The sequence below is a fragment of the Winslowiella iniecta genome (genome assembly GCF_001267535.1).
Classification (GTDB): Bacteria; Pseudomonadota; Gammaproteobacteria; order Enterobacterales; family Enterobacteriaceae; genus Erwinia; species Erwinia iniecta.
Map to the genome: position 1 here is coordinate 62,540 of NZ_JRXE01000009.1, position 20,538 is coordinate 83,077.

The 20,538-nt window shown below is 53.8% G+C and carries 20 protein-coding genes; 14 read left to right on the forward strand and 6 right to left on the reverse strand.

Features of this window, described 5'->3' with window-relative positions:
- Positions 1-207 precede the first annotated feature (207 nt).
- Entirely contained in the window at positions 208-657 is a 450-nt protein-coding gene (locus NG42_RS07965; RefSeq protein ID WP_052898788.1) for an SgcJ/EcaC family oxidoreductase, read from the forward strand.
- 102 nt (positions 658-759) lie between these two features.
- Here the strand turns inward: NG42_RS07965 and NG42_RS07970 are convergent, their stop codons facing one another.
- A complete protein-coding gene (locus NG42_RS07970; protein ID WP_052898789.1) occupies positions 760-1,947 on the reverse strand; it encodes a LacI family DNA-binding transcriptional regulator in 1,188 nt (395 codons plus the stop codon).
- 282 nt (positions 1,948-2,229) lie between these two features.
- Between NG42_RS07970 and NG42_RS07975 the strand changes: the two genes are divergently transcribed.
- The 4 genes from NG42_RS07975 to fsa are packed head-to-tail and all read left to right on the forward strand — an operon-like array spanning position 2,230 to position 4,944.
- A complete protein-coding gene (locus NG42_RS07975; protein ID WP_052898790.1) occupies positions 2,230-2,673 on the forward strand; it encodes a PTS sugar transporter subunit IIA in 444 nt (147 codons plus the stop codon).
- Positions 2,674-2,695: 22 nt separating this feature from the next.
- The gene (locus tag NG42_RS07980; RefSeq protein WP_052898791.1) at positions 2,696-2,983 is read left to right on the forward strand and encodes a PTS sugar transporter subunit IIB; all 288 of its coding nucleotides are present in this window, start codon (positions 2,696-2,698) and stop codon (positions 2,981-2,983) included.
- Between the two features lie 21 nt (positions 2,984-3,004).
- Complete coding sequence (locus tag NG42_RS07985; protein ID WP_052898792.1) at positions 3,005-4,264, forward strand: PTS ascorbate transporter subunit IIC; 1,260 nt, start codon at positions 3,005-3,007, stop codon at positions 4,262-4,264.
- Between the two features lie 17 nt (positions 4,265-4,281).
- Complete coding sequence (fsa, locus tag NG42_RS07990) at positions 4,282-4,944, forward strand: fructose-6-phosphate aldolase (RefSeq protein WP_052898793.1); 663 nt, start codon at positions 4,282-4,284, stop codon at positions 4,942-4,944.
- Positions 4,945-4,956: 12 nt separating this feature from the next.
- On the opposite strand, the gene NG42_RS07995 is transcribed toward fsa, so the two are convergent.
- Together NG42_RS07995 and yghU are read right to left on the reverse strand one after the other, a co-directional pair.
- Entirely contained in the window at positions 4,957-5,415 is a 459-nt protein-coding gene (locus tag NG42_RS07995) for a MarR family winged helix-turn-helix transcriptional regulator (protein WP_052898794.1), read from the reverse strand.
- A 145-nt stretch (positions 5,416-5,560) separates the two neighbouring features.
- Positions 5,561-6,427, reverse strand: a complete 867-nt coding sequence (gene yghU / locus NG42_RS08000; RefSeq protein ID WP_052898795.1) for a glutathione-dependent disulfide-bond oxidoreductase — start codon at positions 6,425-6,427, stop codon at positions 5,561-5,563.
- Between the two features lie 425 nt (positions 6,428-6,852).
- On the opposite strand from yghU, the gene fhuE reads away from it, so the two are divergent.
- On the forward strand, positions 6,853-9,066 hold the full coding sequence (gene fhuE, locus NG42_RS08005; RefSeq protein WP_082203848.1) for a ferric-rhodotorulic acid/ferric-coprogen receptor FhuE: 2,214 nt from the start codon (positions 6,853-6,855) through the stop codon (positions 9,064-9,066).
- A 200-nt stretch (positions 9,067-9,266) separates the two neighbouring features.
- Here fhuE and otnK read toward each other — a convergent pair whose 3' ends face one another.
- Together otnK and NG42_RS08015 are read right to left on the reverse strand one after the other, a co-directional pair.
- Positions 9,267-10,550 carry a 3-oxo-tetronate kinase gene (gene otnK, locus NG42_RS08010; RefSeq protein ID WP_052898796.1) on the reverse strand — a complete coding sequence of 428 codons (1,284 nt, stop codon included), beginning with the start codon at positions 10,548-10,550 and terminating at the stop codon, positions 9,267-9,269.
- 3 nt (positions 10,551-10,553) lie between these two features.
- Complete coding sequence (locus NG42_RS08015) at positions 10,554-11,222, reverse strand: aspartate/glutamate racemase family protein (protein ID WP_052898866.1); 669 nt, start codon at positions 11,220-11,222, stop codon at positions 10,554-10,556.
- Between the two features lie 274 nt (positions 11,223-11,496).
- Here NG42_RS08015 and NG42_RS08020 point away from each other — a divergent pair, with 274 nt between their 5' ends.
- Positions 11,497-12,735 carry an alpha-hydroxy acid oxidase gene (locus NG42_RS08020; RefSeq protein WP_052898797.1) on the forward strand — a complete coding sequence of 413 codons (1,239 nt, stop codon included), beginning with the start codon at positions 11,497-11,499 and terminating at the stop codon, positions 12,733-12,735.
- A gap of 20 nt (positions 12,736-12,755) precedes the next feature.
- Entirely contained in the window at positions 12,756-13,457 is a 702-nt protein-coding gene (locus tag NG42_RS08025; protein ID WP_052898798.1) for a molybdate ABC transporter substrate-binding protein, read from the forward strand.
- A 48-nt stretch (positions 13,458-13,505) separates the two neighbouring features.
- On the opposite strand, the gene NG42_RS08030 is transcribed toward NG42_RS08025, so the two are convergent.
- Complete coding sequence (locus tag NG42_RS08030; RefSeq protein ID WP_052898799.1) at positions 13,506-14,540, reverse strand: LacI family DNA-binding transcriptional regulator; 1,035 nt, start codon at positions 14,538-14,540, stop codon at positions 13,506-13,508.
- A gap of 237 nt (positions 14,541-14,777) precedes the next feature.
- On the opposite strand from NG42_RS08030, the gene NG42_RS08035 reads away from it, so the two are divergent.
- The 6 genes from NG42_RS08035 to NG42_RS23425 form a co-directional block, all read left to right on the forward strand.
- Entirely contained in the window at positions 14,778-16,085 is a 1,308-nt protein-coding gene (locus NG42_RS08035) for an MFS transporter (RefSeq protein ID WP_052898800.1), read from the forward strand.
- Positions 16,086-16,114: 29 nt separating this feature from the next.
- Entirely contained in the window at positions 16,115-16,753 is a 639-nt protein-coding gene (gene otnC / locus NG42_RS08040) for a 3-oxo-tetronate 4-phosphate decarboxylase (protein ID WP_052898801.1), read from the forward strand.
- Between the two features lie 36 nt (positions 16,754-16,789).
- Positions 16,790-17,938 carry a lactonase family protein gene (locus tag NG42_RS08045; protein WP_052898802.1) on the forward strand — a complete coding sequence of 383 codons (1,149 nt, stop codon included), beginning with the start codon at positions 16,790-16,792 and terminating at the stop codon, positions 17,936-17,938.
- Positions 17,939-17,991: 53 nt separating this feature from the next.
- Positions 17,992-18,705 (forward strand): hypothetical protein, encoded by a 714-nt coding sequence (locus NG42_RS08050; RefSeq protein ID WP_052898803.1) that lies wholly within the window; start codon positions 17,992-17,994, stop codon positions 18,703-18,705.
- A gap of 142 nt (positions 18,706-18,847) precedes the next feature.
- Complete coding sequence (locus tag NG42_RS08055) at positions 18,848-20,245, forward strand: c-type cytochrome (protein ID WP_082203849.1); 1,398 nt, start codon at positions 18,848-18,850, stop codon at positions 20,243-20,245.
- On the forward strand, positions 20,229-20,538 hold a 310-nt coding region (locus tag NG42_RS23425), incomplete at its 3' end, for a sorbitol dehydrogenase family protein (RefSeq protein WP_241488326.1). The genes NG42_RS08055 and NG42_RS23425, both read left to right, overlap by 17 nt.

Below are 20,538 nucleotides of genomic sequence, written 5' to 3' on the forward strand. Positions count from 1 at the left end.
ATCTAATTAGCCTGATAACTAAAAATCCGCTTAAAAATAAAATTATTAAATCAATGAGATAAAACGCAGTCGTTTTTTCTTAAATTCATTCAGCTGTTTTTTTTGTATTCTTTTATTAATCAACTATAAGTATGCGTAAATTCCGTTGATTAAATAATTGGAAAAAATTAAATTTCTCTGCGTTAATTAACCAGGGGAATTTTTTAAATGAAAACTAAAATCGCACTTCTTATTCTGGCAGCATCTTTTTCTGGCTCCGTGTTAGCTAAAGACGTAAAAGATTGTCAGAAGGTTGACCAAAAACAAATCGAAGCACTGTTCGATCGTTGGAATGATTCACTGCAAACCGGTGATGCAAAGAAAGTGGCGGCGAACTATCTCTCCGACGCCGTCCTGCTGCCAACCGTATCAAATCAGGTACGCCTGACTGATGCAGAACGTGTGGATTACTTTGAGCATTTTCTGCAGAAGAAACCATTCGGTAAAATTGACAGCCGTACCATTCGTATCGGCTGTAATAAAGCGATTGATGTAGGTACTTATACTTTCACCTTTAAAGACAACACCAAAGTTTCTGCTCGTTATACCTACACTTATGCATTTGATGGCAAACAATGGCTGATCTCAAGCCACCATTCATCTGCAATGCCGGAATAATAAAAATAAATGACAGGCAGGATTATTAATTATCCTGCGAATAAAAAAGAGCCGCTCTGTCCAGCGGCTCTTTTTTTATTTATCGCATTGCAGAGATATTTATCAGGTGCTTAAGCGAACTTCCAGTTTATAACTGAGGTTCTGAACTGCGGTTTCGCCGGAAGGGGTGGCGATCATCGCACTGATGGCTGCACCGATCTGACTGCCCAGCTTCTGATAATTAATCTGCATGGCGGTCAGTGACGGATAACTGTGTTCACAATTTTCAGAGCCTTCAAGGCAGGCGACGGCTAAATCATACGGAACCTTGAGCATCCGCCGCTGGCATTCGTACAGCACACCCAGAGCAATCTCTTCATGGCTGCAAATCACCGCATCGATATCCGGATAGGTCTGTAACAGTTCACCGAGTGCATAACGGCCCAATTTTAAATCCGGTGCTTCCGGCACGGTAATTTTTAAATCGGTATTGTGGTAATGGGAAAGTAACGCCTTGCTCCAGCCATTAATTTGCTGTTTTTGCAGTCGATTATCGGTATGGGCACCAATAAAAGCGATATTTTTGTAGCCCTTCTCCAGCAAGTGGCGGGTGAGTTTCTCGCCGGCTTCTGACATGGCGAAATTAAACGTTAAGTCGGCGGCAAAAGGTTCGGCACTACAAATATTTATCGTCAGAACACCGCTGTTCTGGATCAGTGTCCGGGTCAGGGATGAGAGCTGTGCGCCAAACAGGACCAGGGCCGCCGGGCGCTGTTGCAGCAGTTTCTCCACCACTTTGCTTTCACTGTGCTGGTTATACTCATGGCAGGCCTGAATCAGCTGAAATTGCCGTTTGCTCAGGGTGTCCTGCAATGCGCCGAGGAAGGTGATGCTGGGTTTATCGTTGAAGAACGGGTACAGCACCGCCACGCTATTCTGAAATGAGGCGAGCGCTGAGGCATGCTGTTGCACGACATAGCCTAACTCATCAACCGCTGCGACGATCTTTTTTAGCGACTCCCCGGAGACTTGCGTCGGGTCGCGCAGGGCGCGCGAAACGGTCATCGGGCCAACACCGGCATGATGTGCCACATCCGCAAGCGTGACTTTGGCTTTGCCGCTTGCCAGTTCGCTGGCGTCATTATTCGGTTGATAACCCAGCGTGGCGGCGGCCTGTTCCACTTTGGCGCGTAACTTTTCAGACACCTGCTCAGGGTTGCGCATCACCCGGGAAACCGTCATGGTTCCTACGCCAACATAGTTCGCCACATCCTGGAGTGTCACCCGACCACTGCTGCGACGCTTGCTCATGCCAATCTCCTCCACTGACGGCTTATCCCCGGGAAGCTAAAAATATTGGGTATCTAACGTCATGATAATTATTTGTTTTTTTTCGAATGAAGCTGTTCCTTAGCACCGGTAAGTTTGCATCAATTGTATCAGGGCAACAAGAGGTTTACAGTCAAACGATAGACCGATCACATTTGATGATAATTATAACTGTTAGCGTTATCTTTTTTGATAAGGGTCACATTCTTGTCCTGCCTGTTACTTTAGTCTGCTGCCAGATTATTAAAAAACAGGTATCGGGCAATGCTGAATCAATTACTCACACCAGAAACCATACAAATCCTCGAAAGTTGTCAGGACTGGCGCGATGCAGTCGCCAAATCCTGCCAGCCTCTGCTGCTCAGCAAGGCGATTGAGCCATCTTACGTCGACGCAATTTACCGTTCACATGAAGCAATCGGCCCGTATTACGTGGTCGGGCCTGGCATTGCCATGCCCCATGCGCGGCCAGAGGATGGCGCCAATCGTTTGTCGCTCTGTTTAACGCTGGTAAAGGATGGGGTGATATTTGATTCAGAAGGAAACGATCCAGTTAAGTTATTGATTGTACTGGCAGCCACTGACAGCAACAGTCATATCGAGGTTATTTCCAGCCTGGCGCAGCTATTTGATAATGACCAGCATGTGCAGGCCATTATGGCGGCCAGTAATAAGCAGCAAATTTTATCCATTCTTGCCAACTATTAATCATCACTACGGGAAAAAAATTATGAAAATCACAGTCGTATGCGGTAACGGTCTCGGCACCAGTTTAATGATGGAAATGAGCATCAAAACTATCGTTAAAGATCTTGGTGTGGCGGCAGAAGTTGACCATGTGGACTTAGGCTCAGCCAAAGGTACACCAAGTGATATTTTTGTCGGCACGAAAGATATTGCAGAGCAGCTGGTGGCGCAGAACGTGGCGGGAAAAATCGTCTCGCTGAACAACATGGTTGATAAAGTGGCGATGAAAGAACGTTTGTCTGTCGCACTGACCGAACTTGGCGCGTTATAAAGATAACTGCTGGAGATCAAAATGGAATTCTTCCGTTTTTTGATGAGTGATGTGCTGGCTGAGCCATCGATATTAGTCGGTCTGATTGCGCTTATTGGTCTGATTGCGCAGAAAAAGCCGGTAACAGAATGTATTAAAGGCACGGTTAAAACCGTCATGGGCTTTGTTATTCTCGGCGCGGGTGCCGGGTTAATTGTCTCTTCGCTCGGCGACTTTGCGGTGATTTTCCATCACGCGTTCGGTATTGCCGGTGTGGTGCCAAATAACGAAGCCATTGTTGCCGTTGCGCAGAAGAACTTTGGTACTGAAATGGCGATGATTATGTTTTTCGCCATGGTGATTAACATCGTTATTGCGCGTTTTACCCCGCTGAAATTTATCTTTTTGACCGGACACCACACGCTGTTTATGTCAATGATGGTGGCGGTGATTCTGGCGACTGCCGGAATGCAGGGTGCCATGCTGATTGCCGTCGGTTCTCTGGTCGTCGGTCTGTCGATGGTTATCTTCCCGGCGATTATTCATCCTTATATGAAGAAAGTCACCGGTTCGGACGATGTCGCTTTTGGTCATTTTTCGGCACTTTCTCAGCTTCTTTCGGCATTTATTGGTAGTAAGTTTGGTAATAAAGAGAAATCTACCGAAGATATGGATGTACCGAAAAGCCTGCTGTTTCTGCGCGATACGCCGGTTGCCATTGCCTTCACCATGTTCTTTATCTTTATTGTTACCTGCCTGGTGGCCGGTCCGTCGGCGGTGAAAGAGATGAATGCCGGTGGAAAGAACTGGTTTATGTTTTCTCTGATGCAATCCATCACCTTTGCGGCGGGCGTGTATATCGTTCTGCAAGGCGTGAGAATGGTGATTGCGGAGATTGTTCCGGCGTTTAAAGGCATCTCTGACAAACTGGTTCCGAATGCCAAACCGGCGCTCGATTGCCCGGTAGTGTTTCCTTATGCACCCAACGCGGTACTGGTCGGCTTCCTCAGCAGCTTTATCGCGGGTGTGCTCGGGATGTTCCTGCTGTATGCGTTGAATATGACGGTGATTATTCCGGGTGTGGTTCCGCACTTCTTTGTTGGCGCGGCGGCCGGGGTATTCGGTAACGCTACCGGCGGCAGACGCGGGGCGATCCTGGGTTCATTTGCCAATGGTTTACTGATCACCTTCCTGCCGGTGTTCCTGCTGCCGGTACTGGGCAGTATTGGTCTGGCGAACACCACATTCAGTGACTCCGATTTCGGTGCGCTCGGGATTTTGTTAGGACTGATCGTCCGCTAAGTTGACGGAGGCAAACGATGGAATTTTATCTGGATACGGCAGATGTCGCAGAGGTAAAACGCCTGGCTGCGGTATTACCGATTAAAGGTGTCACCACTAATCCCAGCATTGTCGCGCGCGGTAAGCGCGATATGGTCAGCGTACTTCAGGAGTTAGCCTCGTTGCTGCCGGCTGACAGCACGCTGTTTGCCCAGGTGATTGCCAGAGAACCGCAGGCAATGGTGGAAGAAGCGCTGAAACTGCGCGCGGTGATTCCCGATTTAGTGGTAAAAGTACCGGTTACGCATAATGGCCTGACCGCTATTAAGCAATTGACCCAGCTGAATATTCCGACCCTCGGTACAGCGGTATACGGTGCGGGGCAGGGGTTCTTTGCTGCGCTGGCCGGCGCCAGTTATATCGCACCTTATGTGAACCGGGTGGATAGTCAGGGCGGAGACGGCATTGGGCTGGTCACCGAGCTACAGAAACTGGTTGGCCTGCATTGTCCTGCCAGTAAAGTGCTGGCGGCCAGTTTCCGTACCCCGCGTCAGGTGCTTGACTGTATGCTGGCAGGTTGTCAGGCGATTACGGTCGATCCGCAGGTAGCAGAGATGTTCCTGCTGGACCCGGCTGTAGATGACGCGCTAAAACGCTTCGACCACGACTGGTCAGCGGCGTTTGGTACGCTGGTGCTGTAATCAGTGAAGGCGTTAGCCGTTAAGGTTATCGCGCAGAGTTTCCAGTTGTTGTTTCAGTCCTTGCAGGGTGTCGGCATCACAGGCCGCAGCACAGCTTATCGATTCCGGAATGGTTGTGGCTTGCTGGCGCAGCTGGCGACCCTGCTCACTTAATGTGACCATCACCTGGCGCTCGTCCTGACGAGAGCGCTGGCGGTGGATCATTCCGGCTGTTTCCAGGCGCTTCAGCAGCGGCGTCAGCGTCGCTGAATCAAGAAACAAACGTTCACCGATCTCGGATACGGTCACATCATCCTTCTCCCACAGCACCATCATCACCAGATATTGCGGATAGGTGAGTTCAAGCTTTGCCAGAAGTTGCCGGTAAAGTTTGTGCAGCGCCAGATTGGCGGAATAGAGGGCAAAACAGAGCTGTTGGTCTAGCAGCAGCGGTGCTTCATCCTGGGGTGAATCTTTCTGAGGTGTTGTCATAGCTGAAAATATAGGTAGGGCACTACCTGATTGCAAGCGAATTTCCCGGCCGTGCGGCCAGCCATAATAGTGAAATGAGAGACGACAGCAGGCAGGTGCGCGTGAAGAACCGCGCGCACCCGCTCAGAAAAACAGCTAAACAGCGTTATGACTGACGTTTATCTTCGGTGCGCAGTTCGAAATCGCTGGCGTCGTGGCGTTCGTGCAGTTGCCGGGACGGTTCGCCCCAGGTGCGGTTAACGATGCGACCGCGCTGTACCGCAGGGCGTTGCTCAATCTCTTTCGCCCAGCGTTGCAGGTTGGTGTACGACGCCGCATCAATAAATTCCGCGGCTTCATACAGTCCGCCCAGCACCAGGTTGCCATACCATGGCCAGATTGCGATATCGGCAATCGAGTAATCTTCACCCGCAATATAGCGATGCTCAGCCAGTTGGCGATCCAGCACATCAAGCTGGCGCTTGGCTTCCATAGTAAAGCGGTTGACCGCGTATTCGATTTTTTCTGGCGCGTAGTGGTAGAAATGGCCAAAGCCACCGCCGAGGTAAGGCGCGGAGCCTTGCAACCAGAACAGCCAGTTCAATACTTCGGTGCGCGCCGCCGCATTTTTCGGCACAAAGTGACCGAATTTCTCTGCCAGATACAGCAGGATAGCGCCGGATTCAAACACCCGGGTTGGCGGGTTTGTGGAGTGATCCCGCAGCGCCGGGATTTTGGAGTTGGGGTTCACCTCAACAAAGCCGCTGGAGAACTGATCGCCCTCACCGATGCGAATCAGGTGCGCATCATATTCCGCGCCGCTGACATTCAGCGCCAGTAACTCTTCCAGCAAAATCGTGACTTTCTGACCGTTGGGCGTACCCAGTGAATAGAGTTGCAGAGGGTGTTTACCAACCGGTAATGAGGACTCATGGGTGGGTCCGGCAATCGGACGGTTGATCGTGGACCAGTTGCCGCCGCCCTGTTGGTTCCAGCTCCAGACTTTAGGAGGCTGATAGTTATTTTCCGCCATGGTAATGACCTGCCTTTGCTGAGAGTAAGAGTGTTTTATCCGGTTCTGAGTGTAGCACTCTGGCAGGGGCAGACTTAACCGCATGAGGGATTGCAACGAGGGTGATGATGTTGATGCAGAGCAGCGCTAATGATGAAAAAATTTAACGCGGGCGGCACTGTCACATTCTTTTACACGAATAATCAAAATGATTATACTTCTCATTCGCTTTACTGGTGGATATATCATTAATGCTTCCAAATGATTCCAGTTAAGAGTGGGGATAGTCCCAGGGAAAGACGCTGACTTTAGACAGCGCTGTTACGGCAGAAATCATTACTGCCACAGGGAAAACCTGACCGAATGCGTGGCGTTTCTGTAGCCAGAAATGGCGGATGCGTTCGTCCAGCCAATTGAAAAATAATAAAATGTTTTGAGGGTGAATAATGTTTTTTGCTTCACGCAGTAACCGGGAAAATCGCCTCAGCGCGTCCGCATTGGCCAGCGTCAATCCTCCATCTCTTTCACTGCTCGCCGTGGTAATCGCGACGGCTTTGCAGTTGCCTTATGCCGCGGCGGCTGAAACCGCGCAAAAAGAAGAAACGCTGTTGGTGGATGGCACCACCGGCGGTGACGACAGCACCGCCAGTAGCGATTACAACCCGCCGGTCACCCGCGCCGGAACAAAAATGGCGCTGACCGCACGTGATACTCCGCAGTCAGTCAGTATTATCAGCAAGCAGCGCATGCAAGATCAGCAGTTACAGACGTTGGGTGATGTACTGAAAAACACCACCGGCGTAACAGAAAAAGTGGCGGATTCCGATCGCAGTACCTTCTATTCCCGCGGTTTTCTGATTGATAACTATATGGTCGATGGCATTCCGACCCAGTTTGAAGAACGCTGGAATATGGGGGATGCACTTTCCGATACGGCTATCTATGAGCGTATTGAAGTGGTGCGCGGTGCCACCGGTCTGATGACCGGCGCAGGCAATCCTTCCGCTTCAGTCAATATGGTGCGTAAGCATGCCAACAGCCGCGAATTTGTCGGTAATGTTTCCGCCAGCTACGGTAGCTGGGATAAACAGCGTTATGTTGCCGATCTCTCCGCACCGCTGAGCGAATCAGGTGATGTGCGTGGCCGTGTGGTTGCCGGTTATCAGGATAATGATAGCTGGATCGACCGTTATAACAGTAAGAAAAAATTCCTGTATGGCGTGATTGATGCCGACCTGACGGATTCCACGACCCTGTCGCTGGGCTATGACTATCAGGAAACTAACGTTAATAATCCGACCTGGGGTGGCATGCCTCGCTGGTATTCCGACGGCAGCAAAACCCATTATGATCGTGGCTTTAGTACCGCGCCTGACTGGGCTTTCAGCGATAAAACCTCGAAAAAAGTGTTTGCCAGCCTGAAGCAAAGCTTTGATAACGGCTGGGATTTGACGGTGAACGGCGCGCATACTGAAGTCGATTTCGACAGTAAAATGCTCTATATCGACGGTTATTTCGATAAAAATACCGGTATCGGCGTTAGCCCCTATGCTAATTATCCGGTGGTGGGCGGAACCGGCTGGAACTCCGGTAAGCGCAAAGTTAATGCGGTTGATGCCTTTGTCTCTGGCCCTTATGAACTACTGGGTCGCCAGCATCAACTGATGGCGGGTGTAAGCTATAGCCAGCAGAAGAACCGCTACGTCAACTCATGGGCAAATATCAGTGCCGAAGAGGCGGGTAATTTTAATAACTGGGACAGTCGCTATCCTGAAACCGCATGGGGTGAGCAGAACGTTGCGCAGGACGATACGGTTCATCAGAAATCCGCTTATATTGCGACCCGCGTTTCGCTGGCTGACCCGCTGCATCTGATTGTCGGCGCGCGTTACACCAGGTGGAGCACCAGCACCATGACGGTGGATATGGAGAAAAATAATATCTCTCCCTATGCCGGCCTGATTTATGACATTGATGATACCTGGTCCGCTTACGCCAGCTATACCTCGATCTTTAATCCACAATCGTATCGTGATATCAACGGTAACTACCTCTCTCCGGTCACCGGCAAAAACTATGAGACCGGTGTGAAAGCTGACTGGCTGGACAGCCGTCTGACTACCTCGTTAGCGGTGTTTCGTATTGAGCAGGATAACGTGGCGCAGAGCACCGGCGCTATCATTCCTGGCACGACAGATACGGCTTACTACGGTGCGCAGGGTACCGTCAGTAAAGGGATTGAATTCGAGGTCAACGGCGCGGTGACGGATAATCTGCAAATGACGTTCGGTGCGACTCGCTATATTGCGGAAGATAATCAGGGAGAAGCGGTAAATCCGACTCTGCCACGCACCACGCTGAAACTGTTTACCAGCTATCGTTTGCCGATGTTGCAGGATCTTACCGTCGGCGGCGGTGTAAACTGGCAGACCCATGTCTGGGATCACGTTGAAGGGCCGGACGGCAATGGCACCCTGTATGCTGAGCAGGGCAGTTATGCGCTGGTTAATTTGTTCAGCCGTTATCAGGTAACGAAACAGCTTTCAGTGCAGGCAAACCTGAACAACCTGTTCGACAAATCCTACGATACTTCGGTCAGCCGTTCAGTGATTTACGGTGCGCCACGGAACCTGTCCGTTACCGCTAACTACAGCTTCTGATGCTGCACGGGATGCCTTAGGGATAGGGCATCCCGTGCTGGTTATCCATATCCGATAAACTGGCTGTAGGCCAGACACTCCTGACACCATTTTTTGTAGGGGCGACGTTCTCGCCGCCCGTGCCGAGGATTTGCATCCTGTATGCCATCAGGAGCGGAGCCGAAAATGACTTCCCTACAATATTTCAGAGATCTCTGTAATCAGGCGATACCGCCGCGCAATGTCGCCACTGCACGGGCAAAAAAATCTTTGCCACCAAAGTTGCCCGATTTTAGCGCCAGCGCGATCGGAGCTTCACCTTGCGAAATCATTGCCGGCACGCCGGTATCAATCTCTTCGCCAATGGTTAATGCGCTCAGATTCAGCGCGCTGACCACGGCACCGGAAGTTTCTCCGCCACCGACCACCAGGCGACGCACGCCGGCATCGATCAATTGCCGCGCGGTGGTGCCAAACAGTGAATCCAGCGCCGCAGCGACTTTCTCGCGACCATACTGCTGCTGAATGGCTTTGACCGTTTGCGGATCGCCCGATGAGTAAATCAGTGGTGCTTCGCCCTGATGCGCCTGAATAAATGCCACCAAATGATCCGGCACGGTTTTCCCGCTTAGTACATCTGCCACCTCAATCATCATGACCGGATGTTTTTTCTGATGCTCGGCAATTTGCTCGCGAGTGGCACCTGAACAACTGCCGACCAGAATTGCCTCCGGGCCGTCAATTGGCGGCACGCTGGCACGTTGACCTTTCGCCTGGCCACGGGCAATAAAGTTATGCGGTAGCGCCAGCGCAATGCCTGAACCACCGGTAACCAGCGGTGCGCCCTCGCACGCACGACCTATCACTGTAAGATCCTGTTCACTGATGGCATCAACAATCAGCAGTGTGGTGTCGCTGTTCTGTTGGCGAGCGGCGGCAAAAGCATCCCGCAGCGCCTGACGACCTTGCACCACGGTTTGCCAGCCGATATGCGCCACCGGGTTACGCGACTGGCGTTGTAGCACCCGACGTAAATTGGCATCGGTCATTGGCGTCAACGGATGATGCTCCATACCCGATTCACTGAGCAGCCGGTCATGGACGAACAGATGCCCCTGATAAACCGTGCGGCCCATGGCCGGAAACGCCGGGCAGACCACCACCTGCTGCGCGCCGAGATGCGCAGCAAGCGCATCGGTTACCGGGCCAATATTGCCTGCATCGGTGGAGTCGAAAGTGGAGCAGTATTTAAACACAATTTGCTGACATCCCTGCGCCTGTAGCCAGCGGCAGGCGGCCAGTGACTGCGCTACCGCCTCGTCAGCCGGAATTGAGCGGCTTTTCAGCGCAATCACTCCGGCTTCAACCTGCCCGGCGGCAGGAGCATCGGGAACGCCGAGATACTGAGTGGTTTCCAGACCGCCTTCACCGGTCAGCCCTTTTGACAAGGTGATGGCAATGTCGCTGGCTCCGGTAAAATCATCTGCAATAACGCCGATTAGCATGACTTACTCCTCAGCGCCGCGGGTGACGCTGGCCTTCATCTGGTTAACCGCAGCATGCGGCGCGGTCAGTACCGGTATATTCACCTGTTGCCGAACGCTGTCGGCGGCACGCGACGTTGAAAAATGCGCCAGCATAATCACATCACAATGCGCCAGCTCGTGGGCGCGGGCGGCGACCAGTCGGTTATGGCTTTCGACATCGCCTTTTTTCAGCAGATCGATGGCGTCTGCAACCAGCAGAGTCGTCAGCGTGGCTGCGGTCTGATGACGGGCAACGTACTCGTTAAATTCATCGGTCATGGTTTCCACTGCCGGGCCAAATGTCGCCAGCATGCCGATATTTTTCCCCTGGGCCAGCGCCTCATGAAACATCGCTTCATTCGGTTTCAGCACCGGGATCGCCAGCTCTTTAGCCAGCCGATCGATAGCCGGGCCAAAGGCCGAGCAGGTCACCAGAATGCCCTGCGCCTGCATATCACTGGCGTAATGTCCGAGACGGACAAAACGATCGATCAGCGCGGAGGAAAGATCCGCCTCGCGCGCTCTGTCGATCGACAGTCCATCATCAAGCAGATTGATGGTTTCAGCTTCTGGCCAGACTTGCTGGAATGCAGCGTCTATCGGTGCCATGGCAACCGGGGTGGCATGCAGTAAAACAATACGAGATGTCATATCAGACTCCATAAAGATTCTTCTTCACTGGCTATGGCTCAGCGGATAACTGGCGCGCTGAATCATGCAACAGAACGACCTGGCTTAATGTAAGGGCTTACAAATGTGTCTGTAAAGTGATGCACATCACATAAAAATGCGTCAGTGTTGTTAGGGTGATATTGAAATGTTAGTGATGATTGCTCAGAATTGAAAGCGCTTACAAATTTAAACGCATTATCCGTCATGTTAAGTCATGCCGTTAACCTCTTTTCATGGACTGTGAGAACGCATTATGACATCACCTGCCAACTCCTCTTCAGTGCCGCAGGCGGACACCCGCGAAACTGTTGTGACGACTAATCCGGCGGTACGCAAGTTGCCGCGTGCTTTTCGCGATCTGCTGGCGCTGGATGATTTTGAACGTCATGCCCGCCGTCGGTTGCCGAATATGATCTATCAGTATGTTGCCGGTGGCGTGGAAACCGGGCGCGGCATTGCCGGTAACTTTGAAGCCTACCAGCGCTACACCTTTATTCCGCGCATGTTCAGGGATGTCTCGGGGCGCGATCAGCACACCACGCTGTTCGGGCAGCGCTGGCAGCATCCTTTCGGCGTCGCGCCGCTGGGTGGCGCTTCTTTTGTCGCTTATCAGGCGGATATTGCCCTGGCTAAAGCCGCCCGCGCGATGAATGTGCCGATGATCCTCAGTGCTTCTTCGCTGATACGGCTGGAAGATGTCTACGCGGCCAATCCTGATGCGTGGTTCCAGGCTTATCTGGCTGGGGATCAGCCACGAATTGATCGGCTGGTGGATCGGGTGGCGGCAGCGGGTTTCAACACGCTGGTGGTGACTGGCGATACGCCGATGCTCGGCAACCGCGAGCACAACACCCGTAGTGGCTTCAGTATGCCGATAAAAATCACCCCGAAAGTGATGTTTGAAAGCGCCATAAGTCCGCGCTGGCTGCTGGGTACCGTTGCGCAGACTTTCCTGCGCCACGGCGCGCCGCACTTTGAAAACACCGATGCCGAACGCGGGCCGCCGATGATGTCGAGTAAAGTGCGTAACACCCATGCACGCGACAAGCTGAACTGGAAAAACGTCGAAGCCATTCGCCGTAAATGGCAAGGCAATCTGGTGATTAAAGGACTAATGTCGCCGGAAGATGCGTTTATTGCCCGCGATCTTGGCGCGGACGCGGTGATTTTATCCAATCATGGTGGCCGTCAGCTCGACTACACCGTGCCGCCGCTGGAAACGCTGGCGGAAATCGCGGCGCAAAAAGGCAGTATGAAGGTGATTATCGACAGCGGCATTCGTCGCGGCACTGACGTGATGAAGGCGATGGCGCTGGGCGCAGACTTTGTCTTCCTCGGTCGGCCATTCCTCTACGGTGCGGTGATTGGCGGCCAGGCGGGCGTCGAGCACGCGATGCATATTCTGCGTGATGAAATTGACCGCGACCTGGCGCTGATTGGCGTGCGTACGCCGTCAGAACTGGACGCCAGCTACTTGCGCAAAATGCGCTGAAAACAAAAAAGGAGCAGGGTATGACGGCATCCAACACTATCCGCGTATTTAGCGCACTGGCGATCCGTGCACCGTTCGATCGGCTGGAAGCCAGCTGGCAGCAGCAGTACCCGGACAGCAAGCTGGAGATTGAATGGAGCCCGACCACGGTCATTGAGAAAAAGATCGCCGCTGGCGATACCGCCGATGCGGTGATTCTGACGGTGTCGGCAATGGACAAGCTGATTGAGCAGGGGATTGTTATCGCCAGCAGCCGGGTGGAACTGGTGGATTCGCCGATTGGACTGGCAATGTTGCCCGACGCCAGTGCTCCGGATATCAGCAGTACGCAGGCGCTGAAGCAGGCGCTGTTGCAGGCCCGATCGGTGGCCTATTCGCTGGGCGGAGCCAGCGGCGTCTATTTCCAGGCGCTGCTGAAACAGCTGGGTATTGAACAGCAAATTAATGCGCGTGCCACCACCATTGCGGAGGGGTTTACCGCCAGCCAGCTATTGTCCGGCCACGCGGACATTGCCATCCAGCAGATCAGCGAATTATTAACCGTACCCGGTGTGAAGGTGATTGGCCCGTTACCGGAGGAAGTGCAGCAAGTGACCTCCATTTCAGCCGGGGTTTTCGCGGCTGCAACCCATCCTGAGGGCGCTGCCGCTCTGCTGGACTTTCTGCGCAGCGCACCGGCCCGGGCCGCTTTTGAATCTTTCGGGCAGACCTGTCGCGATTAACCGCTGGCCTTCCGTTGTCAGCAGCGGAAGGCGTTATTACTGTGCGGATTAACGAACCCGACGCGGTGCCGAACCGGTGCTGCCACGCACAATTAATTCGGGCTTAATGATGGTTTGCCGTGGCGCTGGCTGGTCATTTAATGTTGCCAGCAAATAGTTTGCCGCGTGTTCGCCAATCCTATCCAGCTCAACACGCATGGTGGTCAGCGGATGTTCCAGGTGCTCGGCATACTCATAGTCATTAAAGCCGGTGATTGAGATATCATTCGGTACGCGCAAATAGCGTTCGCCTGCCGCCCGCAGTGCGCCAAACGCCAGCAAATCGTTACCGCAGATCACCGCCGTCGGCGGGTTTTCGCCATCCAGCAGACGGAACATCGCCTCGCGGGCGTCATTCATGGTGAAGGCACTGTCAATCAGATTAGCGGCTGCCAGTTGCAGCCCGGCAGCCGCCAGCGCCTGCCGCGTACCGGTAATACGATCGGAAACGCGGTCGTTGGACGGCGGTGTGCCGACGATTAACGCAAAATTCTGATGCCCAAGCGCCAGCAGATGCCGGGTCAGCTCGCCTGCGGCCTGTTCATTATCGTACCCCACGCTTGGGTGGCGATCGTCGACGGAGAAGGTCTGAATGCACGGAATATTCTGCTGAGTAATTCGTTCCCACAGGCGCGGGTGATGTGAATTACCGACCAGCATCAGCGCATCAATGCCGTACTCCACCAGCTTGTTCACTTCTTTTAACTCAGTATCCGGATCGAAGTCCGAATTGGCCAGTAACAGGGTGTAGCCCGACTGGTGAATCTTCTGTTGAAAGGTGGCCAATGGACGGGAAAAGGTTTCAGTCGCCAGTGTCGGTACCACCGCGCCAATGGTCATACTTCTGCGTGATGCCAGCGTCCTGGCGGCACGATTAATCACATATCCCAGCTCCTCGCAGGCCCGTTCTACCGCCTCCCGCCTGGATTGCTTCACTGAACTGCTGCCGTTAAGCACGCGTGAAACGGTGGCTGTCGATACCCCGGATCGTCTGGCGACATCTTCCAGTGAGACTCTTGCAGGCTGTGCGGACTTATCGGACATATCGGGACTCCAGACGCAAATTAGTGATGTCGCCCACAAATTTTGCAGACAACCAAAGGTTCATTTTGAAAGCGCTTACTTTTAGCTTGACTGATTTTTGTAATCGCTTACTTTTAACATCATATTATCAGATAAAGGTCATTTTTTAACAAATGATAACAAGAAACAGACCATCAAACGGTCTCCCTTCTTATAAAAGCCAACATTAAAAGCACCGAGATAATAAAGGAATTCACCATGCGTAGATACCCACGAGTCCGCTGGCTGATGATCGCATTTTGCTTCTTCGCCATCGCCATTAATTATATAGATCGTATCAATCTGGCCATCGCGGCTCCGCATATTAAAGAAGATCTTGGACTGGATGACACCAGTATGGGATTGATTCTTGGTGCATTTTTCTGGACCTACGCTTTACTACAAATTCCTGCGGGTCGCCTGATTGACCGTCTCGGTGCCCGTGCCGGACTGGCGATTGCGGTGGGCTGGTGGTCACTGTTCACGGTGGTTACCGCTTTCGGCCGTGGCTTTACCTCCATCTTCGCTTCGCGCCTGATGCTGGGGATTGGCGAGTCCGGTGGCTATCCGGGCTGCGCCAAAGTGGTCTACTCATGGTTTGCCAAAAAAGAGCGCGCAACCGCCAGCGGTATTTTTGATGCCGGCCCGCGCGCCGGTAGCGCCATCGCGTTACCGCTGGTTGCCTGGCTGATCAGCACCTGGGACTGGGAAACCTCGTTTATCGTCACTGGCGCGCTGGGGCTGATTTGGGTGGCGGTCTGGCTGCTGTTCTACCGTGAACCGGAAGACATGAAAGGGCTGGATGAACAGCAGCGCCAGAATCTGCTGGAAGATCGTAGCGTGCATACGGTTGATAACAATGAAAAAGTGAAAATTGCCGGGCTGTTCCGCTACCGAACCGTGTGGGGCATGATGATTGGCTTCTTCTGCATGAACTTTGCCACCTACTTCTTTGTGACCTGGTTTCCGACCTATCTCACCATCGCGCACGGCTTCTCGCTGAAAGAACTGGGCACGCTGGGTGCGATTCCGGCGCTGATGGGCATTCCCGGCAGTCTGCTGGGTGGCATCACCTCTGACTGGATGTACCGCAAAGGCTATTCCCTGACCACCGCGCGCAAAACCTGCCTGATTGCCGGGATGTTGCTGTCATCGGTGATTGCTTTTGCCGCCTTTACCGACAGTGTGGCGGTGATTCTGACGCTGTTCTCGCTGACCTATGCCGGACTGGCCTTTACCGCCGCCAATATCTGGACGTTGCCTGCCGATGTCGCGCCTGGCTCTGGCTATGTGGCGACGCTGGGTGGGATTCAGAACTTCGCCGGTAATCTCGCCGGTATCGTCACCGCCTCCTTTACCGGCCTGATGCTGACGCTAAGCCACGGCTCCTTTGTGGTGCCGTTGCTGGTGGCCGGGGGCATCTGCCTGTTCGGCGCGCTCAACTTTATGTTCATCATGGGTAAAGTCGAGCCGCTGAAAATTGATAAACCGGATGCGGCCAGCAAAATCGCCACCGCTTCCCATTAGTTTTTCCTTTAGACGTCGAAGAGGCAGAGATGAAAACTGAACATCAGCTACGTGAAGAGATTTGCTGGGCCGGAGCCAGCCTGTTTGAGCGCGGCTATACCGTTGGTAGCGCCGGTAATATCAGCGCGCGGCTGGAAGATGGCTGGCTGATCACCCCGACCGACGCCTGTCTTGGCCGCCTCGACCCGGCGCGCATCGCTAAAGTGGCCAGCAACGGTGAATGGATCTCCGGCGATAAGCCGTCGAAAACGCTGTTATTGCACCGTCAGGTTTACGATCGCAATGCGAATGTGCAGGGCGTGGTGCATACCCACTCCACCCATCTGGTGGGGCTGACACTGCAGGGCGTCTGGCAGCAGGCCAGCATCCTGCCGCCGATTACGCCTTATCAGGTGATGAAAGTCGGCCGTATTCCGTTGATTAACTACTGCCGTCCGGGCGCTGCACAAGTGGCAGAGCAGGTGGCGCAGCTGGCTTGCGAAGTCAGAGGGGTGATGCTGGAACGGCTGGGTCCGGTTATCTGGGGCCGTTCGGTTTCAAGCGCATGTTTTGCCCTGGAAGAGCTGGAAGAAACCGCCAGGCTGTGGATGCAGGCGCAGGAGAAACCTCAGCCGCTTAGCGATGCCGATGTCGCTGAGCTGTGCGAGGTGTTTTCCACCCACTGGTAATCCTGTTTCCCCCTTCAGACTGGTAAGGAGTTAACGATGAAAAAACGGCTTTATGCGGGTGCTTTACTGTCGATGATGACGCTGGCCACTGCGGCTCAGGCGCAGAGTCTGGTGTATGTTTCGAACGCCGAAAGCGGCACGGTTACCGGCTATCAGCTGGATAAAGCGAATAAAACGCTGGTGCCGACCGGCGCCTTTCCGGCCGGAGACAAGGCGATGTCTTCAGTGGTGTCGCCGGATAATAAAATGCTGTACGTCTCGGTGCGCAGCAAACCTTATCACGTGGTGGCTTATCATATTCAGCCGGATGGCAAGCTGGAGAAAGCCGGACAGTCACCCCTGCCGGAAAGCATGGCTTATCTGTCGCTCGATCGGCAGGGAAAATTTCTGCTGAGCGCTTCCTACGGCGGCGATCTGTTCAGTATTAATCGTATCGACAGCCAGGGTCGGGTAGAGGAAAAACCGGTGCAGGTGGTGCATACCGGTAAGCGCGCCCATGCCATTCAGGTTGATCCGACCAATCATTATCTGTACGTTACACTGCTCGGGACGGATCAGCTGCTGCAATATCATTTTGACGCGGCAACCGGCAAAGTGACGCCGAACGACCCGCCGTTTATCAATATTCAGCACGAAGCCGCCACCGGCCCCCGACACTTTGTGATTGCCCCGCAGCCCGATGGGCAGGGCAAACGCAATATGTATATCCTCACCGAAATGGCCGGCAACATTACTCGTCTGACGCTGAATAAAGACGGCACTGCCAGCGAGGCAGAAGCGGTCAGCTCGATCTCACCGGATGAAGATATGCAGCGTGGCGAAGCGCGACCGCTGACCGGTGACGACATGCTGCCGTCATCGCCTAAGCCGCGCATCTGGCAGGCAGATATCCATATCACGCCGAATGGGCGCTTCCTTTACTCAACCGAACGTACCAGCAGCACGCTGACCTCGTTTTCTGTCGATGCCAACGATGGCCATCTGACCCGACTTGCCAGTATCAAAACCGAGCAGCAGCCGCGTGGTTTTGCCATTGATAACACTGGCCGCTTCCTGATTGAGTCCGGGCAGAAATCCGATCAGCTTTCTCTTTACACCATTAACGATTCCACTGGCGCACTGACGCTGGTTGGCCGCTATCCCACCGGCAAAGGGGCAAACTGGATCTCGCTGGCTGAACAGTAACGCCAGACGACAGGCCGCCGCCCCGGATTAAGTCAACAACTATTGGAGCCACTATGAAACCTAAGTCATACCCGCTGTTACCCGCGCTGATCGCCGCAGGTCTGCTGGCGCTGAGCGCCGCCCCTGCCGCCTTTGCGGAAGAAGAAGTCGTTGCCACCGATCTCGAACCTCTGCATCACGTTATTATGGAAAATCAGTACGTTACCGTGATGCGCGTGATGATTCGTCCGGGTGAATCCACCCAGTTTCATGAGCAGCATCTGGATTACGTCAACACCCATGTGAACGGCAGCAAAGTGCAGATCTCCTACCCGGATAAACCGGTGAAGGACCATGAGATGAAAAGCGGCAATGTGAAATTTGGCGCGCATCAGGGCAAATCGGAAAAGGATAAAGTCACTAACGTCGACACCACGCTGAATCATCAGGTGTCGTTTGAGATTAAACAGAACGGCCCGCAAAACTTTGGTGGCGCAACGCGCCCGGACAGCCCGGCGTTTAAGCAGGTGCTGGATGAGAAAACTGTGCGCGGCTGGAAAGTCACGCTGCAACCGGGCGAAAACACCGCCGAGTATACCCAGCATGGCCCCGGTGTGCGGGTGTTCTTTACCGAAGGCCGCTTGTTGGTGGCTGAACCCGGCAAACCTAACCGGGTGAAAGAGATCTGGCTGCATCGCGGCGATGCGATGCTGATCGACCCCGGCAAAATACAGTTAAGCAATGGCGGAGAGACCCCGCTGATTTTTAACGATTACGAACTGCTGTAACCGTTTTTCCTTTTCGCCGTGGCATTCCGCTGCCGTTAACCGCAGCGGGATACACGGTGTTTTGCTTCGTGGAGCGTGAAACACGCCCTCTTTTTATCCTACAAAAACAATATCTTATTTTACATTTACAGGAGCATGTCAGGTGAGACAATTTTGTCTGCCTTTCGCCATCAGTCTGATCCTTTTCAGCGGGGTCAGCCATGCTGACGCCCGGACGGAAAATGCGCAGCTGATAGCGAAAGGGAAATATCTCGCGACCGCCGCCGACTGCGGTGCTTGCCACACGTCACCTCACCAGGGGGCAACCATGGCAGGAGGGTACGCGATCCCTTCGCCGATGGGCGGCATTTATGCCAGCAATATCACCCCTTCCACCACCGATGGCATCGGCAATTACAGCGAGGCGGAATTTGCGCGCGCGGTGCGCGAAGGCGTCAATAAACAGGGGCAGCATCTTTACCCGGCAATGCCTTATACCGCTTACGCCAAAATCAGCGATGACGATATCCACGCGCTGTATTTCTACTTTATGCACGGCGTGGCACCTGTCGACAGCCCGGTTCCGCCGACTCAGCTGGCTTTTCCGTTTAATATTCGCGCGTCAATGGCGGTGTGGAACCTGTTGTTTGCCGATAATCAGCGCTTTACGCCGACTGCGGGGGTGTCTGAACAGATCAATCGCGGTGACTATCTGGTTAACGCGCTGGCGCATTGCGACACCTGTCATACCCCACGCAATGCACTGATGGGACAGCAAAACGATCGGGCGCTGTCTGGCGGTAGTCTCGGCAGCTGGTATGCGCCGAATATTACCCCCGATCTTCAGTCCGGCATCGGCAACTGGACGCCAGCCGAACTGGCACAGTATCTGAAAACCGGGCATCTCAGCGGCAAAGCGCAGGCGGCAGGGCCGATGGCCGAAGCGATAGAGCACAGCCTGCAATACCTTTCCGACAGTGATATCGCGGCAATGGTGGCTTATCTGCGTCAGGTTCCCGCCGTCAGCAACGGTGACGTGCGCGCCCGCGAAAGTTACGGTGCTGTTTCCGGTAGTGAACAGCAGCTACGTGGACAGACTGGCGACGTCGATGCGGGCTGGAAGGTATTCAGCGGCAGTTGTGCCAACTGCCATCAGCCGGACGGGCAGGGCAGCGAACGCTATCCGTCGCTGTTCCATAACACCGCCACCGGTGCCGATCGACCTGATAACCTGGTTTCCACCATTCTGTTTGGCGTACAGCGCACGGTGCATGGCGAAGCGATCGCGATGCCGGAGTTCGGTCCGAACGCCGATTTCGCCATGCGCCTTAGCGACCAGCAAATTGCCGACGTCAGTAACTATGTGCTGAAAAACTATGGCAATCCGCAGGTGACGGTCACCGCTGAACAGGTGAAAACCTTACGTGAGGGCGGCGAGACTCCGCTGCTGGTTCGCCTGACGCGCCCGGCTGTGATGGCGGGAGCTGGCCTTGCACTGGTGCTGATTGTTGCCGGTCTGGTGATGATAAAAAGAAGGAGGCAGCATGTCGCAGCCAAATAACCCCCCGCGCTCGCTAAGCCGCCGCCGTTTATTGCAGGGGATGGCGGCACTGTCGTTAACCGCCGCCTGCGCTTCACTATTTCCGGCACAGATGGCCGCCGCGCAACAGAGTGAGAAATCGGGTTTTTCCGTGGTGTCAGCTTTCCTTGCCAGCCGGGCAACCAGCCCGATTCTCAGTCAGCGCTACTATGCGGCCCTGAATCGCCACTATCCGGACTTCCCGGCACGGCTGGCGGCGCTTGCGGCTTATCTTGATGGTCAGAAGTTCGCCCACGTCGATGACTTTTTGCAGG

Excerpts from the sequence above, each read along its gene's own strand:
- NG42_RS07965 (WP_052898788.1), top strand. The coding sequence starts at position 208 with ATGAAAACTAAAATCGCACTTCTTATTCTGGCAGCATCTTTTTCTGGC.
- NG42_RS07970 (WP_052898789.1), bottom strand. The coding sequence starts at position 1,947 with ATGAGCAAGCGTCGCAGCAGTGGTCGGGTGACACTCCAGGATGTGGCG.
- NG42_RS07975 (WP_052898790.1), top strand. The coding sequence starts at position 2,230 with ATGCTGAATCAATTACTCACACCAGAAACCATACAAATCCTCGAAAGT.
- NG42_RS07980 (WP_052898791.1), top strand. The coding sequence starts at position 2,696 with ATGAAAATCACAGTCGTATGCGGTAACGGTCTCGGCACCAGTTTAATG.
- NG42_RS07985 (WP_052898792.1), top strand. The coding sequence starts at position 3,005 with ATGGAATTCTTCCGTTTTTTGATGAGTGATGTGCTGGCTGAGCCATCG.
- fsa (WP_052898793.1), top strand. The coding sequence starts at position 4,282 with ATGGAATTTTATCTGGATACGGCAGATGTCGCAGAGGTAAAACGCCTG.
- NG42_RS07995 (WP_052898794.1), bottom strand. The coding sequence starts at position 5,415 with ATGACAACACCTCAGAAAGATTCACCCCAGGATGAAGCACCGCTGCTG.
- yghU (WP_052898795.1), bottom strand. The coding sequence starts at position 6,427 with ATGGCGGAAAATAACTATCAGCCTCCTAAAGTCTGGAGCTGGAACCAA.
- fhuE (WP_082203848.1), top strand. The coding sequence starts at position 6,853 with ATGTTTTTTGCTTCACGCAGTAACCGGGAAAATCGCCTCAGCGCGTCC.
- otnK (WP_052898796.1), bottom strand. The coding sequence starts at position 10,550 with ATGCTAATCGGCGTTATTGCAGATGATTTTACCGGAGCCAGCGACATT.
- NG42_RS08015 (WP_052898866.1), bottom strand. The coding sequence starts at position 11,222 with ATGACATCTCGTATTGTTTTACTGCATGCCACCCCGGTTGCCATGGCA.
- NG42_RS08020 (WP_052898797.1), top strand. The coding sequence starts at position 11,497 with ATGACATCACCTGCCAACTCCTCTTCAGTGCCGCAGGCGGACACCCGC.
- NG42_RS08025 (WP_052898798.1), top strand. The coding sequence starts at position 12,756 with ATGACGGCATCCAACACTATCCGCGTATTTAGCGCACTGGCGATCCGT.
- NG42_RS08030 (WP_052898799.1), bottom strand. The coding sequence starts at position 14,540 with ATGTCCGATAAGTCCGCACAGCCTGCAAGAGTCTCACTGGAAGATGTC.
- NG42_RS08035 (WP_052898800.1), top strand. The coding sequence starts at position 14,778 with ATGCGTAGATACCCACGAGTCCGCTGGCTGATGATCGCATTTTGCTTC.
- otnC (WP_052898801.1), top strand. The coding sequence starts at position 16,115 with ATGAAAACTGAACATCAGCTACGTGAAGAGATTTGCTGGGCCGGAGCC.
- NG42_RS08045 (WP_052898802.1), top strand. The coding sequence starts at position 16,790 with ATGAAAAAACGGCTTTATGCGGGTGCTTTACTGTCGATGATGACGCTG.
- NG42_RS08050 (WP_052898803.1), top strand. The coding sequence starts at position 17,992 with ATGAAACCTAAGTCATACCCGCTGTTACCCGCGCTGATCGCCGCAGGT.